Below are 24,551 nucleotides of genomic sequence, written 5' to 3'. Positions count from 1 at the left end.
CCGTCATGCGGAGCGCAGCCGAAGCATCTCTCCCGCTTACTATATCAATTGATTAGTGCTGCGGGAGAGATGCTTCGGCTGCGCTCCGCATGACGGCCTATTTTTGTGCTGTATTTCTGCTTTGCATCATTCCAACCACCTCCACTCCCCACGCCCATGAACCCAACCGCCTCCTCCCCTAGCCCCACCGGAGCCCTCACGCTGGCCCAGGAAAAGCAGGTGGCCGCCGCCGCCGCCCTGCGCTGGGTGCGCGACGGTATGCTACTGGGCCTGGGCACGGGCAGCACGTCGGCCCAGTTCATCATGCAGCTGGGCGCGGCGGTGCAGAACGGCCTGAAGGTGCAGGGCACCGCCACTTCACTAGCCAGCGAGGCCCTGGCGCGGCAGCTGGGCATTCCACTGATAGCGCCCCGGCGCGGCCTGCGCTTTGACCTGGCCGTGGACGGAGCCGATGAGCTGGACGGCCAGTTGCGCCTAATAAAAGGCGGCGGCGGGGCCCTGCTGCGCGAAAAAGTGCTGGAAACCGCCTCCGATTACCTGGTGGTTATCGGCGATTCGTCGAAGCTGGTGCCGGTGCTGGGCCGGTTCCCGCTGCCGCTGGAAGTGGTGCCGTTCGCCCTGCCCTGGGTGCTCGATGCGGTAGAGGCGCTGGGCGGGGCCCCAGTAGTGCGTATGGCCCAGCCGGGCGCAACCGACTACTACTTTTCTGACCAGAAAAACCTACTCGTGGACTGCCACTTCGGCCAGATTCTGGAGCCGGAACGGCTGGCAGCGCAGCTCAAAACCATTCCCGGCATCGTGGAGCACGGCCTGTTTTTAGGCCTGGCCAAAGCCGCCATCGTGGTGCGCGACGGTGCGGCGCTGGTACTGCGGCCCGGCGAAGCCGCGCGCCCGGCGACGGAGTTTGACGTGCTGCCGTAGGGGCCCCGAGGCAACCTCTCCCCGCGGAACCTCACGAGACCCCTGCGGGACGGGGTGCCAGTACCTGAACGGGCAAATTGAACACACCCCTCTCTTGTAGAGAGGAGCCCGCCCCGCAGGGGTCTCGTAAGGTTCCGCGGGGAGAGGTTGCTCCAGGGCTCTAAAAGCAAAAAAGGCCTTACCACCACGGCAAGGCCTTTTTTACGCAATTTCCACTCGCCTTTTATTTCAAATCAGCGGCCGCGGCTTCGTCCAGAAACCAGTGCACGTTGCCACCGGCGGGCGCGATGAGCTGGGCGGGGTACTGGTCCACGTCGCGGGGGCCCTCCAGGATTTGCTGCACGGCAATGGCCTTGCCCGCGCCGTACACTAGGAAGGCGGTGGCGCGCGCCTGGTTCAGCAGCGGGGCGGTGAGGGTGATACGGGTCGTGTTCAGCTCGGCTACGAACACGTCCTTCACGCCCACCGACGCGTCGTGTAGCACGGGCGTGTGCGGGAAGAGGGAGGCCGTGTGGGCGTTGTCGCCCAGGCCCAGCAGCACGAGGTCGAACCGGGCCGGCTCGTCGCCGAAAAACTCCTCAATGGCCACCCCGTACTGCGCCGCCGCCTCGGCCGGGGCCAGGGCGGTATCGACGGCAAAAACGTGGTCGGGCCGGGTATCCAGCGGATCAAAGAGGGCCTTTTTGGCCATCAGGTAGTTGCTGTCGGGCGAGGTCTTGGGGACGGTGCGCTCGTCGCCGAAAAAGAAGTAAACCTTACCCCAGGCTACCTGGACGCGGTAGGCGTCGGAAGCCAGCAGCTCGTAGAGCTTTTTGGGCGAGCTGCCGCCTGACAGCGCCACCGCGAAGCGCCCGCGGGCGGCAATGGCCTGGTCGGCCGTGGCCACAAAAAAGTTGGCCAGGGCCCCTAGAACGGCGTCTTCTGATGAAAATATGTGGCGTTCCATGGGCTATTTCTTGCCGTTGAGCGGGAGCGTGAACCAGTGGAAACCGTCCTTGGCCACGAGGGCTTCGGCGTCTTCGGGGCCCCACGAATCGGCCGAGTAATTGGGGAAATTCTGGCTGGTGCGGGTCTGCCAAGAGGTCAGGATGGGCATCACCAAGTCCCAGGCCTCCTCCACCTGGTCGGCGCGCATAAACAGCGTCTGGTCGCCGAGCATCACGTCGAGCAGCAGGGTTTCGTAGGCCTCGGGGGCCTCGCTTTGGTAAGTGCCTTTGTAGTCGAACACCATATCCACGGTGTTCAGCATCATGTCGACGCCGGGGCGTTTGGCCTGCACTTGTAGGCGGATGCTCATTTCGGGCTGAATGCTGATAACCAGCCGGTTCTGCCGCATAGTTTCCGCCGTTTCGGGCGAAAAAATGAGGTGTGGCACGTCCTTGAACTGGATGGTGATGACCGAGGCCGAGCGGTGCAAACGCTTGCCTGTGCGCAGGTAAAACGGTACCCCCTGCCAGCGCCAGTTATCCACGAAAAACTTCACGGCGGCGAAGGTTTCGGTGTTCGAATGGGGGTTGGCGCCGGGCTCCTCGCGGTAGCCGGGCACCTGCTGGCCCTCCATCCAGCCGCTGGCGTACTGGCCGCGCACGGCCTGCTCGCGCACGGTATCGGGCGTAAAGCGGCGCATGGCGCGCAGCACGTCCACCTTGCGGTTGCGCACTTCCTCGGCCGAAAAACTCACCGGCGGCTCCATCGCCACAATGCACAGCAGCTGCAAGAGGTGGTTCTGGATCATGTCGCGCAGGGCCCCAGAGCCGTCGTAGTAGCCTAGGCGGTCGCCCACGCCGAGCTGCTCGGTCACCGAAATCTGCACGTGCTCGATGCTGTTGCGGTTCCAAAGCGGCTCCATGATGGCGTTCGCGAAACGGAAAGCCATGATATTCTGCACCGTTTCCTTGCCCAGGTAGTGGTCGATGCGGTAAATCTGCTTCTCCTGGAAAATGCGGCCCAGCAGCAAATTCAACTCCTTGGCCGATGCCAAATCGTGCCCAAAGGGCTTTTCAATCACGATGCGCGTGCAGCCGGCGTCTTCCGTCAGGCCGGCCTTGGCCAGGTTTTCGGCAATGATGGGGAAGAAGTTGGGGGCCACCGCCAGGTAGTAAATCACGTTGGCAGGCGCCTTCCACTCCTTCTCCAGGGCCTTAATTTTTTTGCCGAATTCCTTGTAGGTTTCGGCGTCCTGCACGTCGGCCGGCTGGTAGTAGATGTTGGGCGCAAAGCTCTGCCACTGCTCGTCTTTTACCTGGCCGCTGCGCGAAAACTTGTTCACGTCGCCCGTTACCCGGACCCGAAAGTCATTGTCGGTGAGCTTGGTGCGGCCCGTGCCGATGAAGGCAAAATGGTCGGGCATCCAGCCTTCTAGGTACAGGTTGTAGAGGGCCGGGGCCAGCTTTCGGGCGTTCAGGTCGCCGGTGCCGCCGAAGATGACGAATACCGTCGGCTGCGATTTCAGGAGGGCGTCCATTTACGATTGTGTTTTAGAGGCCTCCACGTTCGACTGCTTGGTACCAAGCACGGGGGACGTGGCGGGCGTTTCGTTGGCTTGGGGCCCAGCGGGGGCCTCCGCTTTGGCGTGCAGCGCAGTCCACTGGGTATGAAACACGCCTTCCTTGCCCACCAGCTCGTAGGTGTGGGCCCCGAAGTAGTCGCGCTGGGCCTGAATGAGGTTCGAGGGCAGCCGCGCCGTGCGGAAGGCGTCGAAGTAGCCCAGCGCCGAGGCGTAGGCCGGTACGGCTACGCCGGCCGCCACGGCAGCGCCCACCACGGCGCGCATGCCAGGCACGGCGCCCTGCACCAACTCCTGCACTTTTTTATCTAACAACAAGTGGGCAAGCTGATTGCCACTTTCAAAGGCATTGAAAATATCGTTCAGGAATGCGGAGCGGATGATGCAGCCGCCGCGCCAGATTTTGGCGATGGTGGCCAGCTGCAAGTCGTACTTGTACTCGGCCGAGGCCTGGGCCAGCAGGTGCATGCCCTGGGCGTAGCTCATGATCATGCTGAAATAGAACGCCTGCTCCAGGTGCTTGAGCAGCGCGTCTTTGTCGCCGGCCAGGGCCCCGGCCGCGGGGCCGTACTGCTGGGCCAGTTGCTCGCGCAACTGCTTGTACTTCGAGAGGTCGCGCATCGACACGGCCGCGTCGATGGTCGGGATGGGGGCCTGCAAATCCATGGCCACCTGCGAGGTCCACTTACCAGTGCCCTTCGAGCGGGCCTCGTCCTTGATGTCGTCGAGCAGCAGGTGGTCAGTGCCAGGGGCCTTAAAGACGAAAATATCCTTGGTGATGTCGAGCAGGAACGACTGCAAGCGGCCCTCGTTCCACTGCGCAAACACCTGGCCGATGGCAGCATTGTCGAGGCCCAGGCCGGTTTTGAGCAGGCCGTAGGTTTCGGCAATCAGCTCCATCAGGGCGTACTCGATGCCGTTGTGCACCATTTTCACGAAGTGGCCGGCCGCCCCGGGGCCCATGTAGGCCACGCAGGGGGCCCCGTCTACTTTGGCCGCAATGGCCTCGAATACGGGCTGCATCGTTTTGTAGGCTTCCCGGTCGCCGCCGGGCATCATGCTGGGCCCAAACCGGGCCCCTTCCTCGCCGCCCGACACGCCCATACCGAAGAAGTGAAACCCTTTGTTTTCCAAATCTTTGGCCCGGCGCTCGGTGTCGGTGAAGTGCGAGTTGCCGCCATCGATGAGGATGTCGCCGGGGGTCAGCAGGGGCAGCATTTCGGCAATTACGCTGTCCACGATGGCACCGGCGGGCACCAGCAGCATGATGGCACGGGGCGTTTTGAGGCTGCGCACGAAGGCCTGAGGATCGGTGAAGCCCCGCACGGGCTTGCCCTCGCCTTCCTGGGCCAGTAGGTCTACCTGCTTCTGGTTTTTGTCGTACCCGGCGACGGCAAAGTGGTGGTCGGCCATGTTCAGCAGCAAGTTGCGGCCCATAGTGCCGAGACCAATCATGCCGAACGCAAATTCCGTGGGGTTGGGGCTCATCGTTGGTGGCGGAGAGTTTAGGGTGAAGAACGGGCCGGAGCCCGCGCAAAAGTAAGGGCGCGCCAATACGCCAGCAGACGTATACGCAATTGCCGCCTAAAGGCCGACCGTAACGCCCCCCGGGCGGCAAAGCCCGCGCGGCGGCCACTGGTCAGCCGTCAGCCAGGCTTTTGTTCAGCGCGACGATGGCCGCTTTGTAGTCGGCGCGGTCGATGATGAACTGGATGTTGACCTTGCGCAGCGCGAAGCCGGCGCTCTTGATATTAACGCCCTCGGCGGCCAGGGCCCCGGCAGCCTGGGCCAGCAGGCCGGGCCGGTCGATGTTGGAGCCGATGAGGCACACCATGGCCGTTTTCTCCACGGTCACCTTCTCGTACTTGGCTTCGAGCTGCTGCACGAGGTTGTTTTTCAGGTCCTTCTCCCAAATCAGCACCGAAATACTGTTGGCGCTGGTGGCCTTGAAGGCGTAGCTGATGTTCAGTTCGTAGAAGATGCGCATGATGTCGAGGTCGAAGCCGGCCGTGCCCACCATCTGCGGGTCGTACACGTCCACCATCACCACCTGGTCGGTACCCGTAATTACCTCCACCCGCGTCTGGGCCGACACGTAGTCCTTGGTAATCAGGGTGCCGGCGTGGGCGGGCTCGAAGGTGTTCTTGATGCGCAGGTTGATGCCGTTGATTTCGAGCGGCTTCGACGCTTTCGGATGGATGGCTTCCATGCCCACGTCGGCCAGCTGGTCGGCCACGTCGTAGTTGGTGGCCCCCACGGGGCGGCAGTGGTCGAGGCCCACCAGGCCCGGGTCGGCCGAGCACAGGTGGTATTCCTTGTGGATGATGGCCTCCTGGGACCGCACAGCCACGGCTATCTTACTGAACGTCACCTCCGAATACCCGCGGTCAAACTCCCGCATGATACCCTCCGTGCCCTTGGCGTAGCCAGTGGCAATGCACACGGTTTCGTCGAACTTGATGTTCTTGAAGGCGTGCCGGATGCGCTGGTCGATGGTGTACGGCTTGTGGTCGTGGAAGCCGCTCAGGTCCACCAGGGTGGCGTTCACACCCTTGTTTTGCAAGATGTTAACCGAGTTGAACGCCGCGTGCGCTTCGCCGATGGAGGCCAGGATTTCGCGGGCCGCTTGCAGCACGTTTTCGCTGCTCACGTAGCCCGAGGCCAGCACGTTCACGAGGCTATCGAGGTAGGTTTTGGCGTCCTGCATCCGCTGCTCGATGAAGGTATCAGCCACGGCCAGGTCGAGGCCCAGCGGCACATACTGCTGGTTCAGGGCCTTGAGCTGAGCCGTCACGTCGCGCAGCGCCGCGTGGAATTTCTTGAACTCGCTGATGCGGTGGTACACGCCGGGCGCGCCGGTTTTCTTGTTCTCCAGCAGCCAGTTGGTAACGCCCGCATAGGCCGACACCACGAAGATGCGGTTGTACAATTCGGGGCCCTGGCGGTTGTAAAAGATGATGTTGTTGAGCACGTCACCAAAGGCGCTCATCGACGTGCCGCCGATTTTTTCTACTGTCAGCACTAGGGTTTGCAGAATGAATGAGCGGCAAACTTAGCCACGGGCCCCCGGTAGCAACATGAACGAGGCGGCCGCGCCAAAACCGAGTAGGCCGTCATGCCTATTTGGCGTCCGCATAGCCGAAGCATCTCTACCGTGCAAGTAACCATGATTACTGCTGCGGGAGAGATGCTTCGGCTATGCGGACGCCAAATAGGCCTGACGGCCTGGGGTGGCGCAAAAAGTGTCGCTAAAACGTAGAGCCTACTTGCCCAACGACACCATGTTCGTGAGCAGGCGGTAGGCGCCGGGCACGCCAGCCGGCAGCTCGCGGAACAGCGAGAGGCCCGTGTAGATGTAGTGGCCCTTGCCATAGTCGGCCACCAGGATAGCGCTTTGCTTGGGGGTTTCGCCGGGGTCGCCGCTGGCGATGATGGGCGTGTAGTGCGCATCCCAGGCCGAGGGGTAGTACAGGCCCTGCTCCTGCACCCAACCCTGGAAATCATTTTCGGTGATTTTGTTGGGCACGTTCAGCAGCGGGCTTTTGGGTTGCAGGAACGTGACGGGGGCCCCTTCCACCGTCACCCGGTCGTTGGAGAGCGTGAGCGGGTAGGGCCCGATCTGGGGCAGCACGGTACCGCGGCTCACCACGTACTGCACCACCAGGTTGCCGCCGTTTGCCACGTAGCGTAGCAGCTCGGGCTGCTGAGTTTTGAGGCGCTCCACGGTATTGTAGGCCCGGATGCCGATCACCACGGCGTCGTAGCGGGCGAGGTGCTCGGCGGTGAGGTCGGTGGCGGGGTTGAGCAGCGTCACGGTGTAGCCGAGCTGACGCAGGGCCTCGGGCACCTCGTCGCCAGCCCCCATCAGGTAGCCGATTTGCTGGCCCCGGCGCTGCACGTTCAGCTTCACCAGCGGCGCCACGGCCTCGGGAAACAGCGTTTGGGTGGGGATGTGCGGGTAATCGATGGTCTGGATGCCGCGGGTGTAGGCCTGGCCGTCCACGGTGGCCACGGCGCGCACCTCAGCCTTGCCCTCGGGGGCCCCGGGGCCCGGGCGCAGCGTAAAGTTCACGGTCTGCTCGTCGTCCTTGTTCTTCAAGTCAAACGCCGCCGTGGCCGGCTCGGCCTGCCAGCCGGCGGGCACGAGTAAGGCCAGGGCCCCGCGCACCCCGGCGCGCCCGGCCCGCAGCGTCACGGGGATGGTTTTGGGCTGCGCATCGGCGAAGACGTAGGCGCGGGCGGCGGGAATGTTCACCATCACCGGCGGCACCACCACCAGCGGCTGGTACAGCTCGCCCAGCGTGGGGTCGGTGTGCTTGTATTGGACGGGGACCTGCGCGAAATAGTAGGAAACGCCGTCAATGGCGTAAGAAAAACCTACCGTAGCAATGGGTGCATTTTCAGGCGTGCCACGCACAAAATGGCTGACGGATGTAAAATCTGATTCAGGCTCTGAGAATTTGTACATGCCAATTGAACCTGGCTCACGCAACCAATATGGTTGCGAAATCAGCGCATTATTAAAACCGGAAATTGGTAGCGTTCCGGTTATTGTTTTGCCTGGATTCAGGTCCGCGGCTTGCTTGGAGTCAATGTGAGGGTCATCCAGTATAAAAGAGAAGGGGTCGCCTGGAAAATGGCTTTTGGAAAGTCTGACTTTGTCCAGCTTTATGGGCAAAGCTGACCGGTTTAGGATTGAGTAAGTAACTGTTCCTTGGCCGCCGCTGGCAAGGGCCCGTTCGTCAACGGTTGCCTCCGCATAGATACCTGCGCAAGCCTGTATCAGCACCGAAGTTGCCGCTATTTTATCATCAATCCAAAACAGGTTTTTAGCCCCCATTCTTGAGCGTATAAGTACTTCGTAAACCTTGGCCAGCCCCGCCACACTCGCGCTCGGGTTCCCCGCATCATACTTGCGAATCACCTCCTCCACCATCCTCCCAATGGCCGCGCCGCCGGGCACGCGGCTCCAGGTTTGGTCCACGCCGTCGAAAATATCCTTCGTGGCCGGGGCCCCTTTTACGGGTTGGAAATACTCCAGCGCCTCGCCGCGGGTGGCGGCCGAGCCGAAGCCCTGGCTGCGGTGGCTGGAGCGGCTGCGGGCCGCGATTTCGCCGTACGACTGCCCTAGCAAGGGGTTGTAGCCGCCCGCGTCGAGGCTGAGGTAGCCGGCCATGCTCTCGCCGGGCTTCACGAAGAAGCTACCGGTGTTCCAGAGCAGGCGCTTGGGCTGCCAGGCTTGCACGTATTTCAGCTGCTCGGGGAAGCGCTTGGGGTCGCCGGCGGCGTCGAAGGCTTCGGCGGCCAGGATGGCACTGGCCTGGTGGTGGCCGTGGCCGGCGCGCGGGTCGGGCGGGAAGCGGGTGATGAGCACGTCGGGCCGGCGCTGGCGGATGACCCACACCATGTCGGCCAGCACCTGCTCCTTGTCCCAGATGGTGAAGGTTTCGGCCGACGTTTTGGAGAACCCGAAGTCGTTGGCGCGGGTGAAAAACTGCCGGCCGCCGTCGATGCGCCGCGCCGCCAGCAACTCCTGCGTGCGGATGACGCCGAGCTGCTCGCGCAGCTCGGGGCCGATGAGGTCCTGGCCGCCGTCGCCGCGGGTGCAGCTCAGGTAGCTGGTTTCGAGCAGGCGGCCGTTGGCGAAGTAGGCGATGAGGCGCGTGTTCTCGTCGTCGGGGTGGGCGGCGATGTACATCACCGAGCCCAGCACGTTGAGCTTTTTCAGGCCCAGCAAAATATCAGCCGACGAGTAAGTTTTAGGGGCCTGGGCTTTTACTTCAGTTAACAGGGCGCAGTTAACAATAAGCAAGGCCAGGCAGAGGCGGGCAGCGGTGCGGAGCGAGAGGGGCATAGAAGGGCAAACCGGTTCGGGGCGTGAAGTTACCGGCCGCGGGCACGTCGGGAGCTTTTCGCGCCGGGCTGCCGGCTTTTTCGCCGGCTGCCCGGTAATCGCTGGGGCCCTGAGCGAGGCAGGGCAGCCATTCAGGGCCCCTAGCGATTCAACGATTAGCGGGCAGCCGGCAAAAAAGCCGGCAGCCCGCCCCCGCCGCTGCCCGCAACGTTTAGGGCCCCGGGCACGTCTTTCGTGCGCTTGCCGTTCCTTTGCCTGTGGCCGCACCGCCGCGGCGTTTTCCTTCCCGCATGACTGTTTTCACCTTCCGCCCCTGGGCGTTTGCCCTGGCCGCCCTGGCCTTCTCCGGCTGCACCCGAGCCGTTCCCACCACCACCGCCCAGGGCAACCCCGGCCCGGCCACCGCCACCAGCGTGATGGTTGCGCCACCCGCGGAGGCCCCGGCCGCCGCGGTCCTTCCCGCCCCGCCGCCGCCCGCCGCCACGGTCCCCGCGGGGCCCACGGCCACCGAGGCCGCCGCCGCCCAGTGGTACCTCAAAGACCCCAAGCTCGACGGCGTGCCCGGCATCGGCGACACCCGCGCCTACGCCGAGCTGCTGAAAAACCGCGTGCCCACGGCCGTGATTGTGGCCGTGATTGACGGCGGCATCGACACAGCCCACGTCGATTTGAAGCCCATTTTGTGGACCAACGCCAAGGAAATTCCCGGCAACGGCCTCGACGACGACAAGAACGGCTACATCGACGACGTGCACGGCTGGAACTTCCTGGGCGGGGCCGACGGCCGCAGCGTGGGCGACGAATCGCTGGAGGTGACGCGCATCGTGGCCAAGTACCGGCCGCGCTTTAGAGGCAAGGCGCGCACGGCCGTACCGGCGGCCCAGCGCGCCGAGTTTGACCTGTATACCAAGGCCGAAAAAGCCTTCACCGCCCGCACCAAGCAGGAAACCGACCGCGCCGCCCAAGTGGAGGACATGAGCGGGCCGCTGAAAATGATGGTGGGGGCCCTGAAAAAGGACCTCAACGTGGAGCGCCTCGACACGGCCACCCTGCACCGGGCCCAGGCCACTAACGAGAACCTGCGCAACCTGAGCCGGGCCCTCGACCAGAACCTGCGCCAGATGGGCCTGGCCGACACCGACGCCCTGGAAAAAGAGCTGGTGAGCGGCGCCAGGGAGGAGCGCAACCTGCTCGACAACTCGCTGAACCTGAAGTTTAACCCACGGGCCGAAATCGTGAAGGATAACCCCGACGACGTGAACCAGCGCTTCTACGGCAACAACGACCTGCACGGGCCCGACCCACTGCACGGCACCCACGTGTCAGGCATCATCGCCGCCGTGCGCGACAATAACCTCGGCGTGCAGGGTGTGGCGGGGCCCTTGGTGCGCATTATGACGGTGCGGGCCGTGCCCAACGGCGACGAGCGCGACAAGGACGTGGCCAACGGCATCCGCTACGCCGTGGACAACGGCGCTAAAATCATCAACATGAGCTTCGGCAAGGAGTTTTCGCCCCAGCGCCCGGCCGTGGAAGCCGCCTTTAAGTACGCCGCCGCCCACGACGTGCTGCTGGTGCACGCCGCAGGCAATGAGAACGACAACCTCGACGTGAGCAACCACTACCCGGCCGCCCTCACCCTCGCCGGCCAGCCCTTCCCCAACCTGCTCACGGTGGGCGCCAGCAGCGCGAAAGACGACGCCAGCCTGCCCGCCGAGTTTTCGAACTACGGCAAAAAGCAAGTGGACGTATTCGCGCCCGGCGTGGCCATTTACAGCACGCTGCCCGGCAACACCTACGGCATGGAAAGCGGCACCAGCATGGCCTCGCCCGTAACGGCCGGCGTGGCGGCGGTCCTCAAGTCGTACTTCCCCACCCTCACGGCGGTGCAACTGAAAGACATCATCCGGCGCTCGGCCCAGGTGCACCACACGCTGGTGCGCGTGCCCGGCACTGACAAAAAAGCCGACTTTACCACCCTTTCCATTACCGGCGGCGTGGTCGATTTGTACGAGGCCATCAAGCTGGCCGAAACGGTGGCCAAGTAGGTTTTTGTTGATATTCAGGAATTCGTCAGACTGCCATACTTATTTAGTTTCCAGCCGGCGCGCCAGCAGCGCAGCACCTCCGCTGCGCTGCTTGGGCCGCACGCTAGTCCACATGAATAAGTTGATAAGCTTGGCAGAACTCCCTGGAAAACTGTTTTTTCTATTTGCTCTGCTGTGTCCTTTTTTGGCGCAGGCCCAGGGGCCCGACACCGCCGCGAGAAAAGACAGTGCAATCAAAGTGGCTGTCGTTCAGAACGGCCGTTATTCCCATTTGCTGTACACCATCAACAGCGAGCCGCTCACGAACGCGACGCTTAAAGCCGTACTGAGGTCCTATCCAAAATCTGCCGAGGAGTTGCGCAAGGGCCGCAGGCAACAGCGGTGGGCCCTTGCCCTGTTGCCCATCTTTGTGGCGGCCACCATCGTGGGCGGCACCCAATCAGACAAGCAGCGATACAGTCCCGGCTCGCCGTTCAGCAAAGCCCCGCTGCCTTTTTCAATTTCGCTCGGGGCATTTTTCGGAGCCATTGTTTTAGCAACGACCAACAACCACTTTGGCAAAGCGGTAGAGGCGTACAACAGCCAGTTTAAATAGAAAACCTGGGGCCCTGGGCCGCAACCTGCCCGGCCTGCTCATCCAGCGGCCACGCCGCAAAGCCCGGCCACCCGGCAAACTCCTCAGCCGCCATTAACCAAGCAACGTGCTCACCCTTACCCAGCTTTTCCTTTACCCCATCAAGTCGCTCGGCGGCGTGGCCGTGGCCGAAGCCGAAGTCACCGCCCGGGGCCTACGCCACGACCGCCGCTGGCTGCTGGTGGACGCGCAAAACCAGTTCCTCACCCAGCGCCAGCACCCCGAGCTGGCCCTGCTGGCCGTGGCCCCAGCCCACAACGGCTGGCTGCTCTCGCACCGCCAGCGGCCCGAGCTGCTGCCGCTCTTCATCCCGTTCGAGGCCACGCCCGAGCGCACGCTGTTCGTCACGATTTGGGACGACCTGGTGTGGGCCTGGCGGGGCGATGCAGTGGCCGACGCCTGGCTGAGCCGGGCCCTGGGCCGCGAAATCCGGCTCGTGTATATGTCCGACATGGTGCGGCGCGACGTGGAGCCCGAGCACAACCCCGATGGTCAAATCGTGAGCTTCGCCGATGCCTACCCGTTCCTGCTCATCGGCGAGGCCGCCCTGGCCGACCTTAACCAGCGCCTGCCCACGCCCGTACCCATGAACCGTTTCCGGCCCAGCCTGGTATTCAGCGGGGGCCCCGCCTACGACGACGACGCCTGGGCCGAGTTCCGCGTGGGCGACGTGCCGTTTCAGGCCGTGAAGGGCTGCGCCCGCTGTGTGCTGACGACCATCGACCAGCAGACGGCCGCCAAAAGCCCGCAGGGTGAGCCGCTGCGCACGCTGGCCACTTACCGCAGCATCGGCAGCAAGGTGATGTTCGGCCAGAACGTGACGGGCCCCGGCCACGGCCACCTGCGCGTGGGCGACGCCGTGACGGTGCTCAGCCGCCAGTAATTTTCTTGCTTTCCCGAATGGACCTCGCCTACCTGCTCGATTTCCTGCGCCGCCTGGCAGCCAACAACAACACGCCCTGGATGACCGAGAACCGCCCCGACTACCAGCGGGCCCGCGCCACCTTCGCCGAGCTTATCGGCCAGGTACTGGCCGAAGTGGCCAAAACCGACCCGTCGCTGGCCGACCTTACCCCCACCGAGGCCATGTTTCGGCTGCATAAAAACGACCGCGGCCACCGCGACCCCGAGCCCTACAAGCGGCGCATGGGCGCGGGCCTGCTGCACGGCGGGCGCCACGCGGCCCGCGCCGGCTACTACCTGGGCGTGCAGCCCGGGGGCCTGTCGTCGCTGCGGGTGGGCTTCTACCACACCACACCGGCCTTGCTGGGGGCCCTGCGCCAGGAAATCCACTACAGCGCCGACGAGTTCCACCGCCAGCGGCAGGCGCCGGCGCTGCTGCACCACTTCCCCGCCGGCCTCACCACCGACGGTGAGCAGCTGGTACGCCCGCCCAAAGGCTACCCCGCCGACCACCCCGATCTGGCCTGGCTGAAGCTGAAAAGCTTCGGCGCAGTGCGCACGTTTACCGACGAAGAAGTGGCCCGGGGCCCCGGCTTCGTGGCGCTGGCCGTGGCCGCCATCGCGGCGGCGCGCCCGCTGGTCGATTTCTTCAACGAAGCCCTGGAACCCAACGGCTAAATAACTGTTGAGTAGGTTTTGTCATTCCGACATTCCACTTGATGCGTGGAATGTCGGAATGACAAAAACCCATACCGCCGGGGGCCCTAAAACAGGCCGAACAGCGTGGCGTTGATGCGCTCGATGACGGTGCCCAGGTCTTCGGGGTTGCGCACATAGTCCAGCTCACTCACGTCCACGATGAGCAGGCGGCCGGTGTAGCCGGCAATCCACTTTTCGTAGTGCTCGTTGAGGTTTTTGAGGTACTCGATGCTGATGCTGTTCTCGTAGTCACGCCCGCGCTGCTCGATCTGGCGGATTAGCTTTGACAAATCGGCGCGCAGGTAGAGCAGCAAATCGGGCGGCTCGACGAGGTTAATCATCGACTCGAACAGGCCGCAGTAGTTGTCGTAGTCGCGCGTCGAGAGCAGGTCCGACTCGTGCAGGTTGGCAGCGAAAATGTGGGCGTCTTCGTAGATGGTGCGGTCCTGCACCACGCCCTTGCCGGCCCGCGTCAGCGCCTTGATGCGCTGGGTTTGGCGGAAGCGTCCGTTCAGGAAATATACCTGCAAGTGGAAGGCCCACCGTGGCATATCGTGGTAAAAATCCTTGAGGTAAGGGTTGTCGTCCACGTCCTCCAGGAACACTTCCCAGCGGAAATGGTGGGCCAGCTTGTGGGCTAGGCTAGTTTTGCCGGCCCCAATGTTGCCGACGATGGCAATGTGCATACGTGCTTGCGCTGATAATTTGGGCAAAAATTGCGAGCCCTAAAGGTAGCCCCGCCGGCTGGGGCCGGGGCACCACGAGCAGCCAGGCTTGTTCCTGAATTAGAAAAAAGCAGAGCGCTGCGTTTAGCTTGCCAAAGCAGTACTCCCGCTTCGTTCGGGCTACTCAACGAAGCGGGAGCGCTGCTTAGGCAAGCTCGGCGCAGCGTTTTGATAACTTCCTAAGCAGCTGCATAATAATTACTGTATTTTTATATAAAAATATCAATAACTACTTAGCCCGCGCAGCTGTTAGTTTGTGCGTCGTATTTTTGCACCAGCTCTTTTCCACGCCTACCCCATGGCATCTGCTCCTTTCGTTTTGTTGGGCAAGCTGGCCGACGGCTACGGCGCGCTGGTGGCCGAGTATTACCACTGCCCGTCCGACGACCTGCTCTACGTGCGCTGGCACGGCCACCTCACCGCCGCGGAGGTGGTGGACGGGTTCCGCAGCATACTGGTTTGGCAGCAGCAACTGGCCCCGCGCCGCCTGCTGCTCGACCGCAGCCGCACCACCGGCGAGTGGTCCGAAGCGCTGCCGTGGCTAAATTTTGAGTGGCTGCCCGCAGCTTCGGCCCATGGCCTGCAAGCCGTGGGCTACGTCTTCTCGGCCGACTTGCCAAGCCGTCACGACAGCGAAGCGTTTTTGCAGGTTATGCGCGGCTTCGTGCCCGTTGAGCTGTTCGGCAGCAGCCACGAAGCCCTGGCTTGGCTGTGCCACCCGCACAAAGCCAAAAGCGCGCTACCGGCCTAAAATCCATCCGAACAAACCGTCGTGCGCCACCGCGCGAACGCCAGACAAGCATGACTGCTCTGGTTTTGCCTGTTAAGTATCGAGCCGTTAGCTTTCAGCTGATAGCTATTAGCTAAGGGCCGCTGAAAGGCCTTCGCTAACGGCTCAATACTTAGCGTGGCTTCTTAGTTGTCGAGGCGGTTTTTTACCTTGCGGGCCCCCTGCAAGGTGTGGAATTCGGCCTGGGCCGAGCGAATATTCAGGCGCTCCTGAAGCGAAAGCGACGTGCGCACCTGGTCGTAGCGCTGGTTGAGACGCGCCAGGGCGTTGGCGGCGGCATCCCAGTCGCTCTCGCTCCAGCTGCGCCGCTGCGCCTGGCACGTTTCGATGAAGTGCTCGTAGAGGCCGGGCAGGTCGGTGGCGCGGGCCGGGTCGGTGCCCAGCAAATGAGCGGCGGTTGTGGGCGCAGCCGCCACGGTGGAGCGGGCCCGGGCACCGGCCGGGCGGCGGGCGCTGGGGCGGCTGCCCACCAGCTCGCCGGCGCGGCGCAGGCTGTCGGGCACGTTGGCGATTTGGGCGCGGGCGGGGGCCCCGGCAGCCAGCAGCAGGACGGCCAGGGGCAGGGTCAGTTTTAGGGGGTGTGGCATAGGAAAGGCAGCGCTGTGAGGGGGGCACCGGACGCGCTGAACGTTGGAACCGACCTTCTCGTACAAAAAGCGGGCAGGTTTTGCTTTTTTTTGCCCCAATTTTGCGTTTTGCTCCGCCGTACTGTTATGCCTACCCCGCCCGCGCTGCCGCGCATTGCGCCCGCCACCCTCCGCGACATTCCCACCATCATTCAGCTGGCCGAGGGCACTTGGGAGCCCACTTACCGCTTCATCCTCTCGCGCGAGCAGATAGAGTACATGTACCGCGTCATCTACACACCTGCCGCCCTCAAGCGGCAGATGGCTGAGCAGCACCACACATTTTTGCTAGCGCACGTGGACGGGCAGCCGGCCGGCTTCGCTTCCTTTGGGCCCCAACCACCGGCCGAAGGGGGCTCCGCCGAAGCCACACCTACCGAGTACAAACTCCACAAAATCTACGTGTTGCCCACGCAGCAAGGCCAGGGCCTGGGCCTGCACCTCATCGAAGCCGTGGAGGAAGCCGTGCGCCGCGCCGGCGGCCACACCCTCGACCTGAACGTGAACCGCTACAACCCCGCCCTTAGCTTCTACGAGCGGCGCGGCTTCGTGCAGCAGCGCGAAGAAGACGTGCCCATCGGCCCGTACTTCATGAACGACTTCATCATGCGCAAAACGCTTTAGGCTAATTAGGAATTATAAATTATGAGTTGTTGACTGACAAGCTCTTAAAAAGATTAATTCATAATTCACAACCTATAAATCATAATCCGTAACTCACAATCCACAATTCATAATCCACAACTCCCATGGCCACCAAACTCACGGTACTTTCCAACGGCTCGCTGCGCGTAGAAGGCGAAGATTTCGAACTCGTTGACGCCCAGGGCCAGCCCTACGGCCTCGGCGGCCGCCAGCGCATCAGCATCTGCCGCTGCGGCCTTTCCAACCAAAAGCCGTTCTGCGACGGTTCGCACAAGGGCCACTTCGAGCACGCCGCCGTGGCCTTCGATTTGCCCGCACCTAAGGCGTAGCTTGGTTACTTGTTGTTAGCTGTTAGTTGTTAGCGCAGTTTTCAAGTCCGTGTACAATCCGGTCCGCTGGCTTTTTCAGCCGGCCGACCGATTGCTCCGCCGCCGTTTGTTTTCCCTGGCGATAATCGGTCGGCCGGCTGAAAAAGCCGGCGGACCGACAGCAACAAAACTATACACGGACCTTAAAACCGCTCTAGTCAATAAGCTTATAGCTCCCTGACCAACAATAAGTAACTAAAAAAAGGCAACCCATTTACTTATTACCGGCGCGTTTGGGGCCCCGGGCAACGGCGGAACGTGTTTCGCCGCTGCCCGGGGCCCCGTATTTTAGCCCCGCGGGCGGGTCCCGGGGCCCAGCATCAGCCACAGGTGCAGGCGCACCACGTCGCCCATCGAGTCGCAGGCAGCGAAGGCGGAGCTTTGGTGGTAGCGGGCGAGGGTTTCCTTCAGTTGGGCCACTTTTTCGAGGGGAGCCAGCGCGTGCTGGCGCATCACGTCGAGCAGGGCGCGCAGGCGGTGGCGTTCGGTGCGGGCGCGGCGGGCCATCAGGGTGCGCTCCTCGGTTTGGTACTGGCGCACGTTTTCAGGCTTCAGCAGGCGGGCGCACAGGTCCACCACGGCGGCGTTGTCGGCAAAAAACCGGGGCTGGTACATATGCCGGTTGCCCTCGTAGCTCTGCTGGTCAAAGTCGATGGCCCGCACCCGGTACTGCTCGTCCTCAAAGTCGGGCGTCACGTCAATCACGTAGTTGTAGGCGCGCATGTCGCCCAGCAGCCGGGCAAAGCAGCGCTCGTTGAACTTCACAAACTCCTTGGCGATGCGCACCTGATTGAGGTGCGGCTGGCTGAGACGCAGGCGAATAAAATCGTCGCCCGGAATGCCGGCAATATGCTCCTCAATCAGCGTGTCGCCGCTGGTGAGGAAATTCATCGAGTTGGGCGAGAGCAGGTGCTCCAGTTCCAGGCCGTAGAGGCGCGAGGCGTCGGCCTGCTTCACGTAAAAGAAATCGTAGTTGTCGTTGAGCTGGTTGAGGATGCGCACCCGGAACGGCTGCGAGTTGCCGAAGTGGCAGAAGTCGATACGGTCGGCCACCAGGTGCTCAATGAACGACAAGTCGCCGCCCATTTTCAGCAGCGCGTACACCTCGGCCAGGCCCGCGCTGAGCTCGTGCATGGCCTGCGGCTCGTAGTACACGGTTTGCCACAGCGTATCGCGCCCGGTGCGGTCGCGCAGCGAAAACGAGTTGCTGTAGCGCCGCAAATCGGCGTAGCTCACCGGCAGCGGGGCGTCGCGGTCGTAGTCGCGCAGGTACTGCCGTAGCGCGGGCGTGATGGGGTACGCAGGCTTTTTGCGGGAGATGTGCATTTTTATAGGGTATAAGGGTAGGAAGGTCTGAGGGCAGTAAGTGTGGAGGTAGAAGGACTTAAGCCAGAAACATTCGGCTTTTTCCCGCTTCGTTTACCCTCCTACCACCATACCCTCCTGCCCTGTTTTATCCCGCCAGCTCGCCCACCAGCTCCACGTATTGCTGGCGGGCGGCGTCTTTGCTGAGGCCGCGCTGGGCGGCCCAGGCGTCGTACTTGGCAATGGCTTTGAAGTCGAAGCCGCCGGGCCGGTTGCCGGCTACGTCGCCGTCGGTGGCCTGCTTGTAGAGGGCGTAGAGTTGGAGCAGCACCGCATTGGCGGGCTTGCCGGGCAGCTGCTGGGCGTGCTGGGCGGCGGTTTCGAATTCTTCCTGGGTCGTCATGGAACGGGAATAAAAATAAAATGAGGAAAAGTGGCAATGCGGCGGGAAAAACCCGGGCCGCAACCCGGCAATTCTTGTACCTTCCGGCCCCACTTTCGGCAAACCTATGACGCACAACTTTATTCCCTGTTTGGCCGCTGCCCTCCTGCTGGGGGGCCCCGCGGCGTTCGCCCAAAAAACCTACCTGCACTGCGGCCACCTGCTCGACGTGCGCAGCGGCCGGCTACTGGCCCAGCAAACGGTGGTGGTCGAGAAAGACCGCATCGTGGCCGTGCAGGCCGGCTACGCCGCCGGGGGCCCCCAGGACAAGGTTATCGACCTCGAAAACCGCACCGTGCTGCCTGGCCTCATCGACTGCCACGTGCACCTGGAGTCGAGCCCCAGCCGCAACAGCTTCCGCGAGCAGTTTACCCTGAACCCGGCCGACGTGGCCTACCGGGCCCAGGGCAACGCCCTGACCACACTGCGGGCGGGCTTCACGACGGTGCGCGACTGCGGCGGCTCAGGCGTGAACACTAGCCTGCGCAACGCCGTGGCCCAGGGGCTGGTGCCGGGGCCCCGCATCTACTCGGCAGGCGTGGCCATTTCGGCCACCGGCGGGCACATGGACCCCACCGATGGCCTCAGCGACTTTATGATGGATAAGCTCAACCCCGGCCCGGCCGAGGGCGTAGCCAACGGCCCCGACCAGTGCCGGCAGGCCGTGCGCGAGCAGTTTCGGCGCGGGGCCGACCTCATCAAAATTGCCAGCACCGGTGGCGTGCTCGACCTGAGCAAGGATGGTAGCGGCGCGCAGTATACGGAGGAGGAAATTCGGGCCATTGTGCAGACTGCCCGCGACTTAGGTATGCCCGTGGCCTGCCACGCCCACGGTGCCGAGGGCATCAAGCGGGCCGTGCGGGCCGGCGTTACGAGCATCGAGCACGGCTCACTCCTCGACGCCGAGGCCATTCAGCTGATGGCCAAAAGCCGTACCTGGTACGTGCCCACCATCATTGCCGGCAAGTCGGTGGCCGATACCACGCGGCAGCATCCCGGCTATTTCCCGCCCGTAATCGCGGCCAAGGCCCTCAGCATTGGCTCGCAGCTTCAGGCCACCTTCGGCCGGGCCATTAAGGAAGGGGTGCGGGTAGCCTTCGGCACCGACGCGGGTGTGTACCGCCACGGCCAGAACGCGCTGGAATTTGGCTACATGACCGAGGCCGGCATGCCCCCCATCGAAGCCATTCGTAGCGCCACGCTCAACGCCGCCGCGCTGCTCAACGAAACAGCCAACCTGGGGACCCTGGAAGCCGGCAAGCTCGCCGACGTAGTGGCCCTGGATGGCAATCCGCTCCAAGACATTACGACCCTCATGCACCCCAGCTTCGTGATGAAAGCCGGTGAGGTGTACGTCAATAAGTAATTGAAAATAAATTGCTTATTGGCAAATAATTTCTGGGCTGAAAAATAAAATACCCGGTTCCCTTCGCAGGAAACCGGGTATTTTGTTGGCCGCTTAAGCAGCAAGGCTGGGTGGGAAAGAGAACTAGATGAACAAATGTACTAGAACTACGCAATCCATTGCGCAAATAGTATAAATATTTTCAATCGATTGATGCGATTCTCTAATTATGTGGGCGCGTAATCGCGGAATATTACCGGGCCGGCCCAGGTCTACAACGGGGCTGTGCCCTTGTAGGTTGGTGGTTATTTCGCGTGGCCCAGCCACCGGTTACTACTTTTTGGGGCCCGGCACCCAACAAATGCCTGCTTCTGCCGACCTTCGCTGGCAAACCGCTCTTAGCGGCATTTATCCTATTTTACTTCCTTATGAAAAAATTATTCTTACCGGTCGTGCTGGCGCTGCTGGCGGTGGGCTCGGCCGGGGCCTGGGGCTTTTTTGGCCACCGCCTCATCACGCAGGTGGCCGTGTACCGGCTGCCCGGCAGCATGCAGGCATTTTATTTCCGCCACCTGCCCGAGCTGGTGCGCCAAAGCACGGCCCCCGACGAGCGCCGCAACACCGACCCCGACGAGGCCAGCCGCCACTTCATCGACATGGACCACTACTCGGAGGACAACCCCTTCGGCAAGGTGCCGCAGGACTATGCGGCGGCGGTGGAAAAATTCTCGGCTGACACGCTGAAAAAGTACGGCACCGTGCCGTGGGCCATCGCCGAAAACACCGAAAAGCTCACCAACGCCTTCCGGGAGCACGACACGGTGGCCATCATCAAGTATTCGGCCGAGCTGGGGCACTACGTGAGCGACGCCTTCGTGCCGCTGCACACCACCATCAACTACGACGGGCAGCTGACGAACCAGGCCGGCCTGCACAGCCTCTGGGAAAGCGCCCTGCCCGAGAAGTACATCACCGAGTACAATATCACCTACGAGCCGGCTTCCTACGTAAAAGACCCGCTGGCCGAGGCCTGGGGCACGGTGCAGCGCAGCTACGGCTTCCTGACCGAGACGTTTGACCGGGTTAGCAAGGTGGAAAAAATGATGCCGGGGCCCGAGCGCTACACGTTTTCGCACCGCTACGGCAAAACCCAGCGCCGCTACTCCGACGCCTTCGCGGCCGAGTACGAGAAGCTGGTGGGCGGCATGGTGGCCAACCGCCTCAAGCTGGCCCCCACGGCGGTGGCCTCGCTCTGGCTCACGGCCTGGCAAAACGGTGGCAAGCCCGACCTCAACCAGCTCATGACACCCAACCGCCTCAGCAAAGACGAGAAAGTGCGCCTGGAAACCGAGCTGGCCGCTGCTAAGAAAAACACCCTCGCGCAAGACCACCTATTGCTTGCCCAGCGCACCGAAAAACGCGTAGAAAACCCCGACGAAATAAAGGCCGCCCAAGAGGCCCCCGCCGTGCAGGCCGAGGACGTGCCCGAAACCCCAGCCACGCCCGACCCCGGCGCCGCCCCGGCCGGGGCCCCCGCCAAAGCCACGGCCAAAGCCACGGCCAAAGCCACCGCCCCAGTCAAGGTCAAAACCAAGAGCAAGGGCCCCGGCGGCACCACCAAGACCAAAACCACCAGCACCGCCATTCCCTGGTAGCGCGGGCTGGGGCCCCGGCGGGCCGGCCGCTGCGCAACCAGGCGCTTTGCCTAACCGAAGAGCCCGTGCCGCCCGGCACGGGCTTTTTTACGGCCGGGCGGGGGCCCCGGGGCCCTGGCGGCCGTAGTATCTTGCCCGCCGTTGCCGTCCCGTTCCCTCTCCCGTATGTTTCCTTCCCTCCGTTTGGCGCCCGCGGCGCTGGCCGTGGCGCTGCTGGCCGCCGCCTGCCACCAGGCCCCGCCGCCCGCCGCCGCGCCCGCCGCCCGGCCCGTGGTACCGGGCCCCGACATCGCCGCCCTTACCGATGAAACGGCGCCGGCCGCGCTGCTCGCCTACGGGAAGCAGTACCCCGGCTCGGAAGTGCTGTTCACCACGCGCTTCGGCAAAATCCGGGTACACTTGTACGACGATACGCCCATCCACAAGGCCAACTTCCTGCTGCTCACCCGCAAGGGCGTGTTCAGCGAAACCATGTTCAACCGCGTGGTGCGGGGCTTTGCCGTGCAGGGCGGCCAAACGGCGGGGCCCCGCACCATCCGGCTGCACCGCTACCGCCTGCCGCCCGAGTTCCGGCCCGGCCACTTCCACCACCAGGGGGCCTTGGGCATGGCCCGCTACGACGATGACGAAAACCCCGGCCGGCTCTCATCGAACACCGATTTTTTCTTCGTGATGGGCGAAAAGCTCGACGCCCGCCAGGCCCAGGCCATGACGCCCCGCCGCCTGACGCCTGCGCAGCTGCGCGCCTACGCTACAGTGGGCGGCACGCCCTCGCTCGACGGCCAGTACACGGTGTTTGGCGAGGTAACCGAGGGCCAGGACGTGGTGAACAAGATTTCGCAAGTACCCGTGGAGCCCGACAAATGGCCCGTGCAGGACATCACGATGAAAGTGGAAGTGGTGAAATAGGGCCCCCAGCGGCCACAAAAAAACCCAGCCTGTTTGGCTGGGTTTTTTTGTAAATCCTTGCTGTTAAGAGCTTACCAGATGCGCGAGCGGTCGGCGGTGGCGCGCACCATTTTGCTGCCGTCCTTGCAGCCGAAGGCTTCGTAGAACTCGGGCATGTTCATGAGCGGGCCGTTGGTGCGGAACTGCTCGGGCGAGTGCGGGTCGGTTTGCACTTGCTGGCGCACGTACTCGGGACGCGAGTTGGCGCGCCAGATCTGGGCCCAGCCCAGGAAGAAACGCTGCTCGGGCGTGAAGCCGTCGATTTTCTGGCCGCCCTTAGCCTGCTGCGTCTTCTGGAACGCTTGGTGGGCGATGGTGAGGCCCCCAATGTCGGCCAGGTTCTCGCCCATCGTCAGCTTGCCGTTCACGTGCACCGAGTCCAGCGGCATGAAGGCGTCGTACTGCTTGCCCACCATGTCGGCCTTGGCCGTGAACTTCTCGTTGTCTTCCTTGGTCCACCAGTCGCGCAAGTTGCCCTTGGCGTCCGAGCGGCGGCCCTGGTCGTCGAAGCCGTGGGTCATTTCGTGGCCAATCACCGCGCCCACGCCGCCGTAGTTCACCGCGTCGTCGGCCTTGGGGTCGTAGAACGGCGGCTGCAAAATGCCGGCCGGGAACACAATTTCATTCAGGCTCGAGTTGTAGTAGGCGTTCACAGTGGGCGGCGTCATGCCCCATTCCATGCGGTCAATTGGCTTGCCAAATTTGCCCAGGTTATCCTGGCGGCGCCACTCGGAGGTGGCAAACAGGTTTTGCAGCGCGCTCTCGCGGACGATTTTCAGCTTCGAGTAGTCCTTCCACTTATCAGGGTAGCCAATTTTCACGGCAAAGCCATTCAGCTTCTGGATGGCCTCCTTCTTAGTGTCGGCGCTCATCCAATCGGTGGCCATGATGCGCTCGGCGTAGGCGGCGCGCAGGTTTTCTACCATCTGCTTGGCGCGGGCCTTGGCGGCGGGCGAGAAAGCTTCATCTACGTAGAGCTGGCCGAAGGCTTCGCCCAGGGCCCCATCGGTGGCGCGCAACGAGCGTTTCCAGCGGGGCTGCTGCTGCTTGGCGCCCGTCAGCACTTGCTGGAAGCGGAAGGCGGCGTCGCCGTAAACCTTGGGCAGGGCCGACGTCACGTCCGACGCCAGGTTCCAGCGCAGGTACTGCTGCTGGTCGGCAATGGGCGTGCTGGCCAGCAGCGTGTTCACAGCCGCCAGAAACTCGGGCTGGCCGATGATGACGTCCTGGGCCCCGGCGAGGCCCGCGTCCTTGAGGCGCAGCGGCAGGTTCAGATTCGGGTAGTCCTTCACAGCCTGGGCCACGGGCACCTTGTTGTAGTTCTTGAGGCGGTCGCGCAGGTCCACGCGGCTCCGGCTGACCTGGGCCAGCTTGGTTTCGAGCCCGATGACGGCCTCGGCGTTGGTGGCGGCCAGCGCCGGCGCATCGCCCAGCAGCTGGAAAATGCTGGTCATGTAGATTTTATAACCCGCGCGCACGGCTTTCGAGCGCGCGTCGTCCTTCAGGTAGTAGTCGCGGTCGCCGAGGCCCAAGCCGCCCTGGCGCAGCTGCACTGCGTACACCGTGCTGTTTTTGCTGTCTTGCCCCACGCCCATGCCGTACCAGCCGGTCGACATTGACTTCGGGCTGGCCATGTACTGCTGAATGGCGGCCAGGCTTTTCAGGCCGGCAATCTGCGTCAGGCGCGGCTGCAGATACTTCAGGCCGGCGCGCTCGATGGCCATCGAGTCCATGGCGGCCGCATAGAAGTCGCCCACTTTCTGCTCGTTCGAACCCGGCTTGGCGGCGCGGGCCCCGGCGGCGGCCTTCATCAGAATGCGCTTCTCAATGGCCTGGTTGCGGTCGCCCAGCTCGTTGAACGAGCCCCAGCGCGATTCCGCAGCGGGCACCGGGTTGTTTTTCAGCCAGTTGCCATTGGCGTAGTGAAAGAAATCCTCACAGGGCTGCACCGAGTTGTCGATGTTGGCCAGGTTGATGCCGATGCCCTGCTGGGGCGGAACGGGCTTGGGCTTGGGCTTGGCGGGCGGCCCGGCCGCCACGGCCGCGGCTACACCGCTCAAGCCCAGCGCAGCCAGGCCCAACCGGCGCACAATAGTGGTTGAAAACATAGGAGGGAGAGTTGGCTTTGAAGAAGAGA

The 24,551-nt window shown here is 63.2% G+C and carries 21 protein-coding genes; 11 read left to right on the top strand and 10 right to left on the bottom strand.

Annotation, left to right across the window (positions count from 1 at the left end; all coding sequences use genetic code 11):
• The first annotated feature begins 156 nt into the window (after positions 1 to 156).
• Positions 157 to 921: a ribose-5-phosphate isomerase RpiA gene (gene rpiA / locus DDQ68_RS21150; RefSeq protein ID WP_109658072.1), complete on the top strand. Its 765-nt coding sequence runs from the start codon at positions 157 to 159 to the stop codon at positions 919 to 921.
• A 223-nt stretch (positions 922 to 1,144) separates the two neighbouring features.
• Here rpiA and pgl read toward each other — a convergent pair whose 3' ends face one another.
• The 5 genes from pgl to DDQ68_RS21125 form a co-directional block, all read right to left on the bottom strand.
• A complete protein-coding gene (pgl, locus tag DDQ68_RS21145; protein WP_109658071.1) occupies positions 1,145 to 1,867 on the bottom strand; it encodes a 6-phosphogluconolactonase in 723 nt (240 codons plus the stop codon).
• A gap of 3 nt (positions 1,868 to 1,870) precedes the next feature.
• The gene (gene zwf / locus DDQ68_RS21140) at positions 1,871 to 3,385 is read right to left on the bottom strand and encodes a glucose-6-phosphate dehydrogenase (RefSeq protein WP_109658070.1); all 1,515 of its coding nucleotides are present in this window, start codon (positions 3,383 to 3,385) and stop codon (positions 1,871 to 1,873) included.
• A complete protein-coding gene (gene gnd / locus DDQ68_RS21135) occupies positions 3,386 to 4,915 on the bottom strand; it encodes an NADP-dependent phosphogluconate dehydrogenase (RefSeq protein ID WP_109658069.1) in 1,530 nt (509 codons plus the stop codon). It abuts the gene before it with no gap.
• Positions 4,916 to 5,066: 151 nt separating this feature from the next.
• Positions 5,067 to 6,449: an aspartate kinase gene (locus tag DDQ68_RS21130; RefSeq protein ID WP_109658068.1), complete on the bottom strand. Its 1,383-nt coding sequence runs from the start codon at positions 6,447 to 6,449 to the stop codon at positions 5,067 to 5,069.
• Between the two features lie 240 nt (positions 6,450 to 6,689).
• Positions 6,690 to 9,281, bottom strand: a complete 2,592-nt coding sequence (locus DDQ68_RS21125; RefSeq protein ID WP_109658067.1) for a PIG-L family deacetylase — start codon at positions 9,279 to 9,281, stop codon at positions 6,690 to 6,692.
• 290 nt (positions 9,282 to 9,571) lie between these two features.
• Here DDQ68_RS21125 and DDQ68_RS21120 point away from each other — a divergent pair, with 290 nt between their 5' ends.
• From DDQ68_RS21120 to DDQ68_RS21105, 4 genes are all read left to right on the top strand, one after another.
• Positions 9,572 to 11,329: a S8 family peptidase gene (locus DDQ68_RS21120; protein WP_245897165.1), complete on the top strand. Its 1,758-nt coding sequence runs from the start codon at positions 9,572 to 9,574 to the stop codon at positions 11,327 to 11,329.
• A 130-nt stretch (positions 11,330 to 11,459) separates the two neighbouring features.
• Positions 11,460 to 11,924, top strand: coding sequence for a hypothetical protein (locus DDQ68_RS21115; protein WP_211320186.1), 465 nt, complete (start codon positions 11,460 to 11,462; stop codon positions 11,922 to 11,924).
• A gap of 106 nt (positions 11,925 to 12,030) precedes the next feature.
• On the top strand, positions 12,031 to 12,846 hold the full coding sequence (locus DDQ68_RS21110; protein ID WP_109658065.1) for an MOSC domain-containing protein: 816 nt from the start codon (positions 12,031 to 12,033) through the stop codon (positions 12,844 to 12,846).
• Positions 12,847 to 12,863: 17 nt separating this feature from the next.
• On the top strand, positions 12,864 to 13,544 hold the full coding sequence (locus tag DDQ68_RS21105; protein ID WP_109658064.1) for a DUF2461 domain-containing protein: 681 nt from the start codon (positions 12,864 to 12,866) through the stop codon (positions 13,542 to 13,544).
• Between the two features lie 86 nt (positions 13,545 to 13,630).
• Here DDQ68_RS21105 and DDQ68_RS21100 read toward each other — a convergent pair whose 3' ends face one another.
• Positions 13,631 to 14,251 (bottom strand): deoxynucleoside kinase, encoded by a 621-nt coding sequence (locus DDQ68_RS21100; RefSeq protein ID WP_109658063.1) that lies wholly within the window; start codon positions 14,249 to 14,251, stop codon positions 13,631 to 13,633.
• A gap of 337 nt (positions 14,252 to 14,588) precedes the next feature.
• Here DDQ68_RS21100 and DDQ68_RS21095 point away from each other — a divergent pair, with 337 nt between their 5' ends.
• Positions 14,589 to 15,041 (top strand): hypothetical protein, encoded by a 453-nt coding sequence (locus tag DDQ68_RS21095; RefSeq protein ID WP_162550300.1) that lies wholly within the window; start codon positions 14,589 to 14,591, stop codon positions 15,039 to 15,041.
• A gap of 164 nt (positions 15,042 to 15,205) precedes the next feature.
• Here DDQ68_RS21095 and DDQ68_RS21090 read toward each other — a convergent pair whose 3' ends face one another.
• The gene (locus DDQ68_RS21090) at positions 15,206 to 15,667 is read right to left on the bottom strand and encodes a DUF6565 domain-containing protein (protein ID WP_109658061.1); all 462 of its coding nucleotides are present in this window, start codon (positions 15,665 to 15,667) and stop codon (positions 15,206 to 15,208) included.
• A gap of 126 nt (positions 15,668 to 15,793) precedes the next feature.
• On the opposite strand from DDQ68_RS21090, the gene DDQ68_RS21085 reads away from it, so the two are divergent.
• Positions 15,794 to 16,330 (top strand): GNAT family N-acetyltransferase, encoded by a 537-nt coding sequence (locus DDQ68_RS21085; RefSeq protein ID WP_109658060.1) that lies wholly within the window; start codon positions 15,794 to 15,796, stop codon positions 16,328 to 16,330.
• A 125-nt stretch (positions 16,331 to 16,455) separates the two neighbouring features.
• Positions 16,456 to 16,680 (top strand): CDGSH iron-sulfur domain-containing protein, encoded by a 225-nt coding sequence (locus tag DDQ68_RS21080; RefSeq protein WP_109658059.1) that lies wholly within the window; start codon positions 16,456 to 16,458, stop codon positions 16,678 to 16,680.
• Between the two features lie 327 nt (positions 16,681 to 17,007).
• On the opposite strand, the gene DDQ68_RS21075 is transcribed toward DDQ68_RS21080, so the two are convergent.
• Both DDQ68_RS21075 and DDQ68_RS21070 read right to left on the bottom strand, forming a co-directional pair.
• Positions 17,008 to 18,045 carry a hypothetical protein gene (locus tag DDQ68_RS21075; protein ID WP_109658058.1) on the bottom strand — a complete coding sequence of 346 codons (1,038 nt, stop codon included), beginning with the start codon at positions 18,043 to 18,045 and terminating at the stop codon, positions 17,008 to 17,010.
• 127 nt (positions 18,046 to 18,172) lie between these two features.
• Entirely contained in the window at positions 18,173 to 18,427 is a 255-nt protein-coding gene (locus tag DDQ68_RS21070) for an acyl-CoA-binding protein (RefSeq protein ID WP_109658057.1), read from the bottom strand.
• Between the two features lie 106 nt (positions 18,428 to 18,533).
• Between DDQ68_RS21070 and DDQ68_RS21065 the strand changes: the two genes are divergently transcribed.
• The 3 genes from DDQ68_RS21065 to DDQ68_RS21055 all read left to right on the top strand — a co-directional run bounded on the left by DDQ68_RS21065 (position 18,534) and on the right by DDQ68_RS21055 (position 22,375).
• Complete coding sequence (locus tag DDQ68_RS21065) at positions 18,534 to 19,832, top strand: metal-dependent hydrolase family protein (RefSeq protein ID WP_109658056.1); 1,299 nt, start codon at positions 18,534 to 18,536, stop codon at positions 19,830 to 19,832.
• Positions 19,833 to 20,239: 407 nt separating this feature from the next.
• Positions 20,240 to 21,466, top strand: a complete 1,227-nt coding sequence (locus tag DDQ68_RS21060) for a zinc dependent phospholipase C family protein (RefSeq protein ID WP_109658055.1) — start codon at positions 20,240 to 20,242, stop codon at positions 21,464 to 21,466.
• 165 nt (positions 21,467 to 21,631) lie between these two features.
• Positions 21,632 to 22,375, top strand: coding sequence for a peptidylprolyl isomerase (locus DDQ68_RS21055; protein ID WP_162550299.1), 744 nt, complete (start codon positions 21,632 to 21,634; stop codon positions 22,373 to 22,375).
• A 71-nt stretch (positions 22,376 to 22,446) separates the two neighbouring features.
• Here the strand turns inward: DDQ68_RS21055 and DDQ68_RS21050 are convergent, their stop codons facing one another.
• Positions 22,447 to 24,522 (bottom strand): M13 family metallopeptidase, encoded by a 2,076-nt coding sequence (locus DDQ68_RS21050; RefSeq protein WP_109658053.1) that lies wholly within the window; start codon positions 24,520 to 24,522, stop codon positions 22,447 to 22,449.
• Positions 24,523 to 24,551: the final 29 nt, after the last annotated feature.

Origin of the sequence: Hymenobacter nivis (genome assembly GCF_003149515.1) — a bacterium.
In the GTDB taxonomy this organism is placed as follows: Bacteria; Bacteroidota; Bacteroidia; order Cytophagales; family Hymenobacteraceae; genus Hymenobacter; species Hymenobacter nivis.
This window is presented reverse-complemented; position numbering and strand designations above follow the sequence as displayed.

Bases quoted from the DNA above. Each gene is read 5' to 3' on its own strand.
- rpiA (WP_109658072.1), top strand. From the start codon at position 157: ATGAACCCAACCGCCTCCTCCCCTAGCCCCACCGGAGCCCTCACGCTG.
- pgl (WP_109658071.1), bottom strand. From the start codon at position 1,867: ATGGAACGCCACATATTTTCATCAGAAGACGCCGTTCTAGGGGCCCTG.
- zwf (WP_109658070.1), bottom strand. From the start codon at position 3,385: ATGGACGCCCTCCTGAAATCGCAGCCGACGGTATTCGTCATCTTCGGC.
- gnd (WP_109658069.1), bottom strand. From the start codon at position 4,915: ATGAGCCCCAACCCCACGGAATTTGCGTTCGGCATGATTGGTCTCGGC.
- DDQ68_RS21125 (WP_109658067.1), bottom strand. From the start codon at position 9,281: ATGCCCCTCTCGCTCCGCACCGCTGCCCGCCTCTGCCTGGCCTTGCTT.
- DDQ68_RS21120 (WP_245897165.1), top strand. From the start codon at position 9,572: ATGACTGTTTTCACCTTCCGCCCCTGGGCGTTTGCCCTGGCCGCCCTG.
- DDQ68_RS21105 (WP_109658064.1), top strand. From the start codon at position 12,864: ATGGACCTCGCCTACCTGCTCGATTTCCTGCGCCGCCTGGCAGCCAAC.
- DDQ68_RS21100 (WP_109658063.1), bottom strand. From the start codon at position 14,251: ATGCACATTGCCATCGTCGGCAACATTGGGGCCGGCAAAACTAGCCTA.
- DDQ68_RS21095 (WP_162550300.1), top strand. From the start codon at position 14,589: ATGGCATCTGCTCCTTTCGTTTTGTTGGGCAAGCTGGCCGACGGCTAC.
- DDQ68_RS21090 (WP_109658061.1), bottom strand. From the start codon at position 15,667: ATGCCACACCCCCTAAAACTGACCCTGCCCCTGGCCGTCCTGCTGCTG.
- DDQ68_RS21085 (WP_109658060.1), top strand. From the start codon at position 15,794: ATGCCTACCCCGCCCGCGCTGCCGCGCATTGCGCCCGCCACCCTCCGC.
- DDQ68_RS21080 (WP_109658059.1), top strand. From the start codon at position 16,456: ATGGCCACCAAACTCACGGTACTTTCCAACGGCTCGCTGCGCGTAGAA.
- DDQ68_RS21075 (WP_109658058.1), bottom strand. From the start codon at position 18,045: ATGCACATCTCCCGCAAAAAGCCTGCGTACCCCATCACGCCCGCGCTA.
- DDQ68_RS21070 (WP_109658057.1), bottom strand. From the start codon at position 18,427: ATGACGACCCAGGAAGAATTCGAAACCGCCGCCCAGCACGCCCAGCAG.
- DDQ68_RS21065 (WP_109658056.1), top strand. From the start codon at position 18,534: ATGACGCACAACTTTATTCCCTGTTTGGCCGCTGCCCTCCTGCTGGGG.
- DDQ68_RS21060 (WP_109658055.1), top strand. From the start codon at position 20,240: ATGAAAAAATTATTCTTACCGGTCGTGCTGGCGCTGCTGGCGGTGGGC.
- DDQ68_RS21055 (WP_162550299.1), top strand. From the start codon at position 21,632: ATGTTTCCTTCCCTCCGTTTGGCGCCCGCGGCGCTGGCCGTGGCGCTG.
- DDQ68_RS21050 (WP_109658053.1), bottom strand. From the start codon at position 24,522: ATGTTTTCAACCACTATTGTGCGCCGGTTGGGCCTGGCTGCGCTGGGC.